10 protein-coding genes are annotated in these 12,270 nt (G+C 68.8%); 4 read left to right on the top strand and 6 right to left on the bottom strand.

Translation table 11 applies throughout. The features are described 5' to 3' along the window. Both ACWEH3_RS11295 and ACWEH3_RS11290 read right to left on the bottom strand, forming a co-directional pair. A partial coding sequence (locus ACWEH3_RS11295; protein WP_450020165.1) for a condensation domain-containing protein occupies positions 1-1,532 on the bottom strand: 1,532 nt, incomplete at its 3' end. Between the two features lie 391 nt (positions 1,533-1,923). Further along, entirely contained in the window at positions 1,924-2,610 is a 687-nt protein-coding gene (locus tag ACWEH3_RS11290) for a TVP38/TMEM64 family protein (protein ID WP_450020163.1), read from the bottom strand. A 181-nt stretch (positions 2,611-2,791) separates the two neighbouring features. Here ACWEH3_RS11290 and ACWEH3_RS11285 point away from each other — a divergent pair, with 181 nt between their 5' ends. Genes ACWEH3_RS11285 through meaB form a run of 3 tightly spaced genes read left to right on the top strand, consistent with a single transcriptional unit; the run spans position 2,792 to position 7,967 of the window. Beyond that, complete coding sequence (locus tag ACWEH3_RS11285) at positions 2,792-4,648, top strand: methylmalonyl-CoA mutase family protein (protein ID WP_450020161.1); 1,857 nt, start codon at positions 2,792-2,794, stop codon at positions 4,646-4,648. Further along, positions 4,648-6,927 (top strand): methylmalonyl-CoA mutase, encoded by a 2,280-nt coding sequence (gene scpA, locus ACWEH3_RS11280; RefSeq protein WP_450020159.1) that lies wholly within the window; start codon positions 4,648-4,650, stop codon positions 6,925-6,927. The genes ACWEH3_RS11285 and scpA overlap by 1 nt, the downstream gene beginning before the upstream one ends. Beyond that, positions 6,924-7,967: a methylmalonyl Co-A mutase-associated GTPase MeaB gene (meaB, locus tag ACWEH3_RS11275; RefSeq protein WP_450020157.1), complete on the top strand. Its 1,044-nt coding sequence runs from the start codon at positions 6,924-6,926 to the stop codon at positions 7,965-7,967. The genes scpA and meaB overlap by 4 nt, the downstream gene beginning before the upstream one ends. Before the next feature lie 25 nt (positions 7,968-7,992). Here meaB and ACWEH3_RS11270 read toward each other — a convergent pair whose 3' ends face one another. Genes ACWEH3_RS11270 through ACWEH3_RS11260 form a run of 3 tightly spaced genes read right to left on the bottom strand, consistent with a single transcriptional unit; the run spans position 7,993 to position 10,864 of the window. After that, complete coding sequence (locus tag ACWEH3_RS11270; RefSeq protein ID WP_450020155.1) at positions 7,993-8,925, bottom strand: endonuclease/exonuclease/phosphatase family protein; 933 nt, start codon at positions 8,923-8,925, stop codon at positions 7,993-7,995. Positions 8,926-8,930: 5 nt separating this feature from the next. Beyond that, entirely contained in the window at positions 8,931-9,815 is an 885-nt protein-coding gene (locus ACWEH3_RS11265) for an amidohydrolase family protein (protein WP_450020153.1), read from the bottom strand. After that, positions 9,812-10,864, bottom strand: coding sequence for a nucleoside hydrolase (locus ACWEH3_RS11260; RefSeq protein WP_450020151.1), 1,053 nt, complete (start codon positions 10,862-10,864; stop codon positions 9,812-9,814). Before ACWEH3_RS11260 ends, ACWEH3_RS11265 begins: the two co-directional genes overlap by 4 nt. A 118-nt stretch (positions 10,865-10,982) precedes the next feature. On the opposite strand from ACWEH3_RS11260, the gene ACWEH3_RS11255 reads away from it, so the two are divergent. Next, on the top strand, positions 10,983-11,558 hold the full coding sequence (locus tag ACWEH3_RS11255; protein ID WP_450020149.1) for a TetR/AcrR family transcriptional regulator: 576 nt from the start codon (positions 10,983-10,985) through the stop codon (positions 11,556-11,558). On the opposite strand, the gene ACWEH3_RS11250 is transcribed toward ACWEH3_RS11255, so the two are convergent. Then, on the bottom strand, positions 11,555-12,268 hold the full coding sequence (locus tag ACWEH3_RS11250; protein ID WP_450020147.1) for a creatininase family protein: 714 nt from the start codon (positions 12,266-12,268) through the stop codon (positions 11,555-11,557). The genes ACWEH3_RS11255 and ACWEH3_RS11250 overlap by 4 nt on opposite strands. Positions 12,269-12,270 lie beyond the last annotated feature (2 nt).

The raw sequence follows: 12,270 nt of genomic DNA, 5'->3' as shown, positions 1-12,270 counted from the left end.
GTGATGAGTTCGGTGTCGAATGTGTAGGTGGTGGTGGCGCCGTGGTGGGAGGCCACTGCGGGGCGGGGGCGGTCCACCGGCAAAGACAACTCCTCCGGAAGGTCCGCGAGCGCGTCGCGCCAGAACGCGAGGTCGTCGCGTCGGCTTCGGATCCGGGCCGCTTCGCGCGCGCTGCCGGGGTGGATCCGCGCGAGGTCGGTGGCCGGCGCCGCCGCGGCGAACTCGTCGAGGAACTCCACGAACTTGCTCTGGTGGGCGGACAGTTCGGGGCCGGTGTAGCGGTCGGGATTGGCCAGGAAGTGCAGGATCGTCCGCGGCGGTTCTCCGGTCTGATACAGGTTGACCAGGAGATCCTCGACCGGCCCTGAGCTGAGGACGTGGAAGTCCCCGGTCAACTCGCCGAAGCGGATCTTCTGGGGAAAGAACATGACGTTCACCATCGGGCCCGCGAACCGCCGCTGCCCGCGCGATCCGGTGGCGGCGCGAATATCGGCGAGGCCGCACCGCTGGTGGCGCAACGCTCCGACCAAGTCGGATTGGACCCGCCGTACCAGCGTCGCGACCGTGTCTTCCGGGCCGAGTGCGAGCGGAAGCGGCGCGAGGTTGACGAACACCCCGCCGGACCGGCGCAGGACGGCCGTGGTTCGGCCGGAGACGGGAACATCGACGAGAACCTCGTCCCGGCCGGTCATCCGGGCCAGATAGCAACCGAACGCGGCGATCACCACCGCGGCCGGGCTCGCGTCGAGCGCTTTCGCGGCGTCCGCGATCCGCCCCACCAGCGCCGTCGGCAGTTCGGCCAGCGCGACCACGCTGTCCGCACGCGGCGGCGCGTAGCGGGTCGCCAGACTGGATTCGTCATCGGCGACATCGGCGAGTTTGTCCACCCAATATGCCTGGTCGTCGGCGAACCGCTTCGACTCCCGGTACGTGCGGTCGGCCTCGTACAGTGTGCGAAGGTCCGCCGCCCGGTTCGGTTCCGGCGGCCGTCCCTCCACAGCGGCCGTATACAACTCAGCGAGCCGGTTCAACATCGTCATCGCGGCGTAGCCGTCCACCGCGACGTGGTGAGCTCTGCTGTACAACAGGTAATGTCGATCGCCGACCTGCAGAAGCGCCCCCGCCCACAACCGGTCCCGAGCCATATCAAGCGGTGCGGTGTATTCGTCGCGCATCCACTTCACTGCCGCCGCCATGGGATCCGGTTCGGCACGCGTATCGATTACCGGCCCCGTCGACGCCAGTGACGGGTCGAACAGTTGATGCGGGCTACCGTCCACCTCGACCAGCCGAAAATACCCTGACTGGAACTCGTGACCCGCGCGAATTATCAGCGAACGCAGAAGCTCACGATCGAGCTCGCCGTGGAACTCGACGTATTGCGCCTCGCATATCGGGACGTCCGGACTCAAGCGTTGCGCCAGCCACAGCCCCCGCTGTCCGGCTGACAGCGGTACAGGCTCTGGTGGCGACACGTCCGGTGCGGTGTTCGATCCAGGGTCGGGGTCGAACTGCGGTCGCTGAACGGTCATCACCTTGCCTCCAGACCCGACCGGAAATCAGTTTATGCCGACCGGTTCGTTCGCGTACACCTAAACCACGATGCAGAGCGGCAAATAGTTGCCGAATTTACGAAATTGATAAGGGCCGGTGCGCGGAACTGCCGCAGCGGAGGCTTATGCGACGCGGTAGCGGCCGAACTGCGCTGCGGCCCGATTCGGCCGATCGCGCTTCGTTGTAGTGTCAATTACGGTGCCGCACGCGAACCGTGTCCTGGAGAGCGGACGGGCGCTCAGTCCCTTATTACTGATTTGTCCTTGTTCTCGGCACCGATGAATTTCCCGCATTTTCCGTCGGGCTGTGCGGCGGCCGTGGTGGGCGTGACCCCGGTTCCGGTGGAATCGGCCACGGATCGAGCGCTGCTCAGTCGGCAGCAGCGATGGGTTCGGCGATGTCCACCGCAGCGGGGACTGCCGTCTTCCATCGCGCGTCGACGACCAGACCGGCCAGTCCGACCGCGAGGCAGGCGCCGGACAGCGCGAGCATCGCCGGATGGGTGGTCCCGGTGAGCGCGTCGCCGAGGATGACGGTGCCGATCGTGCCGGGCAGCACACCCAGCACCGTGGCGAACAGATACGGCCAGAACCGGATCGAGGACAAGCCACAGCAGTAGTTGATCACCGAGAACGGTACGGCCGCGATGAGCCGCAGCGAGCCGACCGCCAGCCAGCCGCGGCGGGCGAGACGTTCATCGATGGCGCGCACCGCGGGATGGGTGAGCCGGGCGGCGACCTGATTGCGATCGAGCGCGCGGATGAGCACGATGGCCAGGGCCGCGCTGACGGTCGTCGCGCTCACCGCGAGCGTGATGCCCAGCAGCGGGCCGAACAGCAGTCCGGCGCTGACGGTGAATACGGTGCGCGGGATCGGCGCCACCGTCACCAGAGCGTGGATCAGGAAGAACAGCAGCGGGAAGACCGGGCCGACGGAAGTCGCCCAGTCCTGCACCTGGCGGGGCGACGGCAGCGGAACCAGCAGCGCCGCGCCGAACAGCGCGACCGCGCCGACGATCAGCGCGACGATACGCGGGTCACGGATCAGCCTTGTCACGGGCGACAGGTTACCGGTTGGTAGTGGCGGGCAGGGTCAACCGGCTGGGAATACGCCCGCTAGCATCAGTGGAAGCGGGACGAATGCCCGTTAACCGAAGTAGTCGCTGAGCTGGGCGAATGTGAGGGTATCGGGCGCGCACTGGCGGTGCGCCCGTGGTGAGGAAGAGGAACAGCAAGCTATGCCGATTGCTTCAGATCCCGGGGCCGACCCGGTGCCCGAATACGGCGCATGGCGCAAGGGTGTTGCCGGGGTGCTGGCGAAGGCTCGCCGCGTCGATGTCAGCGAACTTCCCGAGGAGCCCGAGCGACTGCTCGACGAGACCACGTATGACGGGCTGACGGTCGCACCGCTCTACACCCGGCGCGACGAGCTGCCGGAGCAGCCCCTCCCCGGAACATTCCCCTTCGTTCGCGGCCGGGACGCCACTCGCGACGTGCACCGGGGTTGGTTCGTCAGCGCACGATTCGCCCAGCGCGACGCCGCGGCGGCGAACCGCGAGATCCTGGCCGCGCTGGAGAACGGGATCAGCGCGATCTGGCTCGGTGCGGGCGAGCGAGGCGTACCGGTGGCGGATCTGCCGACCGCCCTGACCGGCCTGCTCTTCGAACTCGCCCCGCTCACGCTGGACGCGGGCGACGACGTCGCCGACGCGGCGGCGCAGGTGTTCACGGCGCTCGACGGCTACGCCGCGCCGGCGCGCGACGGCATCCGGGTCTCGCTCGGCGCCGCGCCTCTGACCAGCCGCTTCGCCGGCCCGGCCGACACCGGTCTCGCCGAGGCCGTCGCACTGGCCGGACAGGCGGCGCGACGACCGGAAACGGTGCGTGCGATCACCGTGGACGGCACCGTCTTCCACGACGCGGGCGCCTCCGACGCCCAGGAACTGGGCGCGGCCGTCGCCGCGGGCCTGGCCTACCTGCGGTCGCTGACGGAGAGCCTGGACATCGCCGACGCGCTGGGACAGCTGGAGTTCCGGTTCGCCGCCACCGACGATCAGTTCGCCACCATCGCGAAGTTCCGTGCCGCCAGGCGGCTGTGGGCGCGGGTCGCGCAGGTCTGCGGCGCACCGGATTTCGGCGGCGCGCCCCAGCACGCGGTCACCTCGGCCGCCATGATGAGTCAGCGCGACCCTTGGGTGAACATGCTGCGCACCACGCTCGCCGCGTTCGGCGCGGGCATCGGCGGCGCCGACACCGTGACCGTGCTGCCGTTCGACTCAGCCCTGCCGCCCGGTGAACTCGGCGTCTCGCAGGCGTTCGCCGATCGGATGGCCCGCAACACTCAGCTGCTGCTGCTCGAGGAATCGCACCTCGGCCACGTGCAGGATCCGGGTGCGGGCTCCTGGTACGTCGAGGACCTGACCGCCGCGCTGGCGGCGAGGGCATGGGAGTTCCTCCAGGAGATCGAGGCGGCCGGAGGCTACCTCGCCGCGCTGGAGTCCGGGCTGCTCGCCGAGCGGGTCGCGGCGACCAAGGCCGCTCGCGACGCCGATGTCGCGCACCGCAAGACCGCCGTCACCGGCGTGAACGAATTCCCGAACCTCGCCGAGCAGCCGCTGTCCGAGGCGGCGCGGCAGACCGGCCGGGTCGCCCGCTACGGCGCCGCGTTCGAGCAGCTGCGCAACCGCTCCGACGCCTACCTCGCAGAGCACGGTGCGCGGCCGAAAGCGCTGCTGGTGCCGCTCGGCTCGGTGGCCGAGCACAACGTGCGGGTCACCTTCATCGCGAATCTGCTGGCCTCGGGCGGCATCGAGTCGATCAATCCGGGTCCGCTCGCGGTGGACGGAATCGCCGCCGCGGCCGCCGAAGCGGGGGCGCCGGTCGCGGTGCTGTGTGGCTCGGATACGCGCTACGGATCGGAAGCGGGTGAAGCGGTGCGGCAACTGCGCGCCGCGGGCGTGCCCACCGTGCTGCTGGCGGGTGCGGCGAAGGCCGTCGCCGACCTGGACGACGCGCAACGCCCGGACGGGTTTCTCGCCGCGCGCATCGACGCCGTCGCCGCGCTGTCCGGCCTGCTGGAGAAGGTGGGAGCCTGATGACTACTCGTGAGATCAAGCACGTGATCGGTAGTTTCGCCGACGTGCCGCTGGCCGAGGGCGCGCCGGAGCCCGCCGCGGTCGACGCGGCGCAGGTGACGGAGTACGTGCGCGCGGCCGCGGCGGCCAACCAGTACGCCCCCGAACAGCTGGTGTGGTCGACCCCGGAAGGCATCGACGTGCCGCCGGTGTTCACCAAGGCCGACCGGGACGCGATCGCGGCCGCAGGATATCCGCTCGACAGCGTGCCCGGTGTCGCGCCGTTCGTGCGCGGTCCGTACCCCACGATGTACGTCAACCAGCCGTGGACCATCCGCCAGTACGCGGGTTTCTCCACCGCAGCGGACTCGAATGCCTTCTACCGGCGCAATTTGCAGGCGGGTCAGAAGGGCTTGTCGGTCGCGTTCGACCTGGCGACCCACCGCGGCTACGACTCCGATCATCCGCGGGTGCAAGGTGACGTCGGCATGGCGGGCGTCGCCATCGACTCGATCCTGGACATGCGCCAGCTGTTCGACCACATCCCGCTGGACCAGGTCAGCGTCTCGATGACGATGAACGGCGCGGTGCTGCCGATCCTGGCGCTGTACGTCGTGGCCGCCGAGGAACAGGGCGTCGCGCCGGAACAGCTGGCCGGGACCATTCAGAACGACATTCTGAAAGAGTTCATGGTCCGCAACACCTACATCTACCCGCCGAAGCCCTCGATGCGGATCATTTCCGACATCTTCGCCTACACCAGCGCGAAGATGCCGAAGTTCAATTCGATCTCCATCTCCGGGTACCACATCCAGGAAGCGGGCGCGACCGCCGACCTGGAACTGGCCTACACCCTCGCCGACGGCGTCGAGTACATCCGGGCGGGCATCGACGCGGGCATGGAGGTCGACAAGTTCGCGCCGCGGCTGTCGTTCTTCTGGGCCATCGGCATGAACTTCTTCATGGAGGTCGCCAAGCTGCGCGCCGGGCGCCTGCTGTGGAGTGAGCTGGTCGCGAAGTTCAACCCGAAGAGCGCGAAATCGCTGTCGCTGCGCACCCATTCGCAGACCTCCGGCTGGTCGCTCACCGCGCAGGACGCCTACAACAACGTCGCGCGCACCTGCATCGAGGCGATGGCAGCCACCCAGGGCCACACCCAGTCGCTGCACACCAACGCGCTCGACGAGGCGCTGGCGCTGCCCACGGACTTCTCCGCTCGCATCGCCCGCAACACCCAGCTGTTGATCCAGCAGGAGTCCAACACCACCCGCCCGATCGACCCGTGGGGCGGCTCGTATTACGTCGAGTGGCTCACCCACCAGCTGGCCGACCGCGCCCGCGCGCATATCGCGGAGGTCGAGGCGCACGGCGGCATGGCGCAGGCGATCGGCGAGGGCATCCCGAAACTGCGGATCGAAGAAGCCGCCGCGCGCACTCAGGCGCGGATCGACACCGGCCAGCAGCCGGTGATCGGCGTCAACAAGTATCAGGTCGAAGAGGACCAGCAGGTCGAGGTCCTCAAGGTCGAGAACTCGCGGGTGCGCGCCGAGCAGATCGAGAAGCTGCGACGCCTGCGCGCCGAGCGCGACCCCGACGCGGTACGGCGGGCGCTGGCCGAATTGACCCGCGCCGCGGCCTCTTCCGAGGGCGGCATGGCGAACAACCTGCTCGCGCTGGCCATCGATGCCGCGCGGGCCAAGGCCACCGTCGGCGAGATCTCCGATGCGCTGGAGCAGGTGTACGGCCGCCACCAGGCGGAGATCCGTACCCTCTCCGGTGTGTACCGCGACGAGGCAGGGAAGGTCACCAACATCACCAAGGCGAGCGAGCTGGTCGAGGAATTCGCCGAGGCCGAGGGCCGCAGGCCGCGCATCCTCGTCGCGAAGATGGGGCAGGACGGCCACGACCGGGGACAGAAGGTGATCGCCACGGCCTTCGCCGACCTCGGCTTCGACGTCGACGTGGGCCCGCTGTTCCAGACCCCGGAAGAGGTGGCGCAGCAGGCGGCCGACAACGATGTGCATGTCGTCGGTGTGTCGTCGCTGGCGGCAGGCCACCTCACGCTGGTGCCCGCCCTGCGGCAGGCACTGGCCGATGTCGGACGGCCCGACATCATGGTCATCGTCGGCGGCGTCATCCCGCCCGGTGACTTCGAGGAGCTCTACCAGGCGGGCGCGGCGGCGATCTTCCCGCCCGGCACAGTGATCGCGGACGCGGCGATCGACTTGCTGAAGAAGCTCGGCGGCGAACTCGGTCACGAACTCGGCAGCGGCGCCGCGGATTCCGCCGCGACGGAATGAGCGAAGCGGGTTCCGCGGCGCGCGACACCCCGAAGGCGACCGCGCGCCGGGCGATCGATGTCGACGCTCTGGCCGCGGCGGTCCGCGCCAACGAGCGTGCCGCTCTGGCGCGGGCGATCACGCTGGTGGAATCCACCAGGGCCGATCACCGTGCGCTGGCGCAGCAGCTGCTGCTGAAGGTGACGCCGGAGGCGGGCGCGGGGGGCGCGCCGTCCAACCGCGTCGGCATCACCGGCGTTCCCGGCGTCGGCAAGTCGACCTTCATCGACGCGCTCGGCATGTATCTGATCGAGCGGGGGCACCGGGTCGCGGTGCTCGCTGTCGACCCGTCCTCGACCCGGACCGGCGGTTCCATCCTCGGCGACAAGACCAGGATGGCGCGGCTGTCGGTGCGGCGGGAGGCCTACATCCGGCCCTCGCCCACGGCGGGCACGCTCGGCGGCGTCGCCAAGGCGACACGCGAGACCATCGTGCTGCTCGAGGCGGCGGGATACGACGTGATCCTGGTGGAGACCGTCGGGGTGGGCCAGTCGGAGGTCACCGTCGCGAACATGGTCGATGTGTTCTGCTTCCTCACCCTGGCCAGGACCGGCGACCAGCTGCAAGGGATCAAGAAGGGTGTGCTCGAACTCGCCGACCTGGTCGCGGTGAACAAGGCCGACGGCAAACACGAGGTCGAGGCCAGAGCCGCCGCCCGGGAACTTGCGGGCGCGCTGCGGCTGATCCACCCGCACGACGCGCTGTGGCGGCCGCCGGTGCTGACCATGAGCGGTTTGGAAGGCATCGGCCTGGACCGGTTCTGGGACACGGTGCTCGAACATCGTCGTGTGCTCACCGACGCCGGGGAGTTCGCCGAGAAGCGCCGTCGCCAGCAAGTGGACTGGACCTGGACCATGGTGCACGACCAGCTGCTGCGCAGGCTCTCGGACAACCCGGACGTGAAAGCCATTCGGGCGCAAGTGGAGAAGCAGGTCCGCGACGGCACCCTCACCGCCGCGCTCGCCGCCGAGGAACTGCTGAACGCCTTCGACGGCCGCTGAGCCGCCGGAGTCCCGATCCGGCGCCCTACCCCGCCCCGTCCAGCTGGATCCGCGCCACCAAGGCCCGATGGTCCGCGCCGGGGAGTCCCACGGTCTCCACCGCGACCGCGCTACCGCCGGCGACGAAGATGTGGTCGATACCGACCAAGGGCGGCCACCGTTTGTCGGTCGGATAGGTGACCAGATGTCCGGCGCCCGCCTGCTCGGCGGCGTCGGCGAAGCGGCCGGACAGCATCGCGCGGAACTGCCGGTGGTCGTAGGTCGCGTTGAAATCGCCGCCCGCGAGCACCGGTCGATCGGGTGATCGGTCGAGAATCACCCGCAGTCGGGACAAGTCGTCGGCCCAGACCCGCGTGCCGTACACCGGCGGTACCGGATGGAAGGCGTACACCGCGACCGGGCCGACGCCTGGAACGTCGGTGGTCGCCGACAGCTGGTTCAGCACGAAGCCGTCGTACTCGACGGTTTCGGTCAGCGGGTAGCTGCTCCATATCCCCGTCCCGGTCGCTGTCCTTCCCGGTGAGACGAACCGGTACGGCAAGACCTGGTCCAGTCCCGCGCGGCCGAGTTCCTCGACTGCCGTGGGCGTGAGTTCGTTCACGGTGAGGACGGCGACGTTCCTCGCGCGTACCTCGTCGACCAGCGCCCGGGGATCGGCTCCGTCGAAGAGAAGATTGGCCTGCATCGCCGTCAAGGTGGGCCCGTCCTCGCTGTCCGAGCGGGCGACGTACAGCGGCGCTTGCGTCCAGGTCGCGATGGCGACGACGACGATCGCGACTGCGGCGCCGACCCAATGCCGCATCGCGAGGAACGCCACCGCCCCCAGGACGGCGCAACCCATCAGATACGGGGCACCCGAAGCCGCCATGACCGAAATCCGAAACGACGACCCGCTGAAGTGCAGGGCGATCCCCACGGCCCCGGCCAGCGCCGCGAGCCAGGCCGGCAGCTGGACCACTCGCGTCATTCCAGGCCGAACAGCGCCGCCGCGTTGCGGTAACAGACCCGGCGCAACCAGTCGTCACCGAGATCCAGCCGTTCGAGCGCCTCGATCGAATGACCGTAGGAATGTGGGATGTTCGGGAAGTCGCTGCCGAACAGGATGCGGTCGGCGAAGGCGCGCAGCCTACCGTGTTCGTGCACCGGAAACGGGGCGTCGGCCTCGGAGAAATCGGTCCACACCATGGTGGTGTCCAGCCGCACGTCCGCGTAGGCCCCGGCCAGGTCCAGGAATTCGGAGTACTCCGGCGTGCCCATGTGCGCGATGATCAATCGCAGGCGCGGAAAGCGCCGCAGCACACCGGCGATCGGTTCCGGCCCGGTGTGCGTTCCGGGCGCGGGGCCGGAACCGCAATGGATGACGATCGGAACGCGCGCGTCCTCCAACAGGCCCCACACCGGGTCCAGCAGCGGGTCGCCCGGATGGTAGCCGCCGACTTGGACGTGCGCTTTGAAGATGCGGGCGCCGCGTTCGACGGCCTCCCGCACGTAGCTCGCGGCCTGTGGTTCAGGAAAGAAGGTGGCGGTGTGCAGGCAATCGGGCGTGCGTGCCGCGAAGTCTGCGGTCCATTCGTTCAGCCACGCGGCCATGTCCGGCTTGTGGGGGTCGACGAGAGCGGTGAACGCGCGAACGCCGAAGTCGCGCAGCGTCTTCAAACGGACCTGCTCGTCGGCGCGGTAGGTGATCGGCCAGGCGCGGCCGGTCAACGGACCCGCCGAGTCGAAGTAGGCCCACACCTTCCGCAGCACCTGGTCGGGCATGAAATGCGTGTGGACGTCGATGATTCCGGGCAGCCCGAGCCGGGTGCGGAAGGCGGCCAGGTAGGTCGTGTCGTCGGTGCCGCTCACCGGACCTCCTGCGTGGCGGGCGGATGCACCGTGCGCGCGAGGTCGCCGACCCGGGCGATGAGTCGCTCGAAGAACAGCTCCTGGTCGGTGCCGATCACGATGTCGGCGTTCGGTTCCCGGCCCCACATGCCCGTCCAGTCGGCTACCGTGGTCGCGCGGGTGATGGTGCCGGCCAGTTCCACGTCCACCGTCGCCGGGCGGGTACGGGCCAGCGCCGGGTCCAGCGCCACCGCGGCCGCGAACGGGTCGTGCATGTGGGCCAGATAGCCCAGGTCGTAGCCATGGTGGAAATCGAAGTAGAACCGCACCGCGTCGGTGACGTGCCGGACGATCGGATTGCTCGCCGCCGAGCGGGCCTCGGGCGGATCGGCGGGCGAGACGACCTCCACCGGATAACTCTTCGCGCGCTCGGCGAGGCGGGCCAGGTGCTCGGGCCGCATCTCGATGGTCTCGGTGATGTCGAGCGCGCACACGATCGGCCTGCGCTGCGCGGGGGCCGCGGCGAAGGCGTCGAAGACCTCCTTGGCGGCCTCCGGATCGACGTGCACGTTCCACTCGTTGGTCGGCGTCGTGTTGCCCGGATGGTTGAACGCGCCGCCCATGATCACCAGGCGGTGCAGCAGCAGCGGCAGCTCCGGTTCGATCCGCAAGGCGAGTGCGAGATTGGTCAGCGGCCCGGTGCAGAGTCCGACGATCTCCCCGGGATGCGCGCGCACCAGCTCGACCCACATCCGCGCGGCCGATCGCGGCGAGAGACGGCGAGCCGACTGGGGGAGTTCGGCGTACCCGATGCCCTGGGGTCCGTGCGTGTCCTCGGTGGTGCGCAGCGGGATCGCGAGTGGTTCGGCCGCGCCGAGCGCCACTTCGATGTCCGGCGCGTGGCAGACATCCAGCCAGGCCAGATTGTTCGCCGCCACCTGCGCCGCCGGAACGTTGCCCGCGGTGGCGGCGATTCCGGTGATCTCGGCCTCGGGGGAGCCGAGCAGGTACAGCAGCGCGAGCGAGTCGTCGATGCCGGTGTCGACGTCCAGGATGATCTTCTGCCGCACGGGACGAGACTAGCGAGCCGGGGTGCCGGGGCATCGCCGAGGTGGGCGATCGCTCGGTGATGGCAGGCGGTAGTACAGACGTCTGGTACATATGTCTGAGACGTTGTAGCCTCGAGTCATGGGAAATCGCGAGGATCTGCTGGCGGGAGCACGGAAAGTCATCATCGAGCGGGGCGTCGCCAAGGCGACCGCCCGCGACATCGCCTCGGCGGCCGGTGTGAGCCTGGCGGCGATCGGCTACCACTTCGGCTCGAAAGACCAGCTGATCACCGAGGCACTGGCCGACTCTCTCGGCACCGCGATCGGCGACAGCATGGAGCAGAAGATCCGCGAGGGTAGCGGCGCGGCGCCGCTGGCCGCGTTCGCCACGATGTGGAACGGCATGCCCGCGGTGTTCACCGAGAACCGCGACAGCATGCTGGCGAGCATGGAGAACCTGGTCAGGGTCGCCCGTTCGCCGGAGTCACGGAAGTTCTTCGCGCAGACCCTGCCCGGGGTCTACCGGGACATGGCGTACGCGCTGCGGGAGGCACACCCGCAGCTGAGCGAAGAACAGGCCGAGGCGATCGGCGAACTGTATTTCGTACTCGTCCAGGGCCTCGGCGTACTGCAAACCATCGCTCCGGACGCGAACCTCCCCGACGGCGACCGCCTGGCGCAGGCGATCGCAGCACTGGTCGGGATCGAGGATTAGTGCTCTGTGCCTGCGTGCGTGATCAGCGCGAAGTATTCCCCGAATGACTTCGTCAGAGCATCCAGCGCCGCCTTTCCTTTGACGTCGGTCGCTGCCGAGGGGCGTCCGATAATCCCGCTGGATGTGTATGCCGACATGCCGAGCAGGTGGAGATGCGCACGATCGGACGCCTCGTGATCCGCGTGCCGGAACGATGGCCGCACCAGGTCAGGTCTTGCGTGCAGCAGAATCGACGTTTCGAGTTCGCCACCGTGCATGTCATCGTGTGAGCTGGTGTCCATTCCGGCGGCCTCCCGGGCTCGGTTCCAGTCCTCTCGGCCGGGATAGACCACGACGTTGCGGCCGGTGGTGTTGGCCTCTTGGGCGATGTTCCCCAAGACGTAGTTGCCGCCGTGGGCGTTGACCAATACGAGGGTGGTGATTCCGGATCGGTCGAGTGAGCGACGGATGTCGCTGATGACGGCGATCAGGGTAGCCGGGCTGAGGCTGACGGTTCCGGCGAATGTCTCGTGCTCGTGTGAACAGGAGATCGTCAGCGGCGGGAGGAGGAGTAACGGGTAGTTTTCGGCGAGCTGCCGAGCGATCAGGCAGGCGATGACGGTGTCGGTGATGAGCGGTAGATGGTCGCCGTGTTGCTCGAAACTGCCGACCGGCAGCACCGCGATGCGGGCGGCGGCGTCAGCGACGTCGGTTGAACTGGCAGTGGTCATCG

Source organism: Nocardia sp. NPDC004718 (assembly GCF_053601535.1).
This window is presented reverse-complemented; position numbering and strand designations above follow the sequence as displayed.

Excerpts from the sequence above, each read along its gene's own strand:
- ACWEH3_RS11255 (WP_450020149.1), top strand. The coding sequence starts at position 10,983 with ATGGGAAATCGCGAGGATCTGCTGGCGGGAGCACGGAAAGTCATCATC.
- scpA (WP_450020159.1), top strand. The coding sequence starts at position 4,648 with ATGACTACTCGTGAGATCAAGCACGTGATCGGTAGTTTCGCCGACGTG.
- meaB (WP_450020157.1), top strand. The coding sequence starts at position 6,924 with ATGAGCGAAGCGGGTTCCGCGGCGCGCGACACCCCGAAGGCGACCGCG.
- ACWEH3_RS11250 (WP_450020147.1), bottom strand. The coding sequence starts at position 12,268 with ATGACCACTGCCAGTTCAACCGACGTCGCTGACGCCGCCGCCCGCATC.
- ACWEH3_RS11285 (WP_450020161.1), top strand. The coding sequence starts at position 2,792 with ATGCCGATTGCTTCAGATCCCGGGGCCGACCCGGTGCCCGAATACGGC.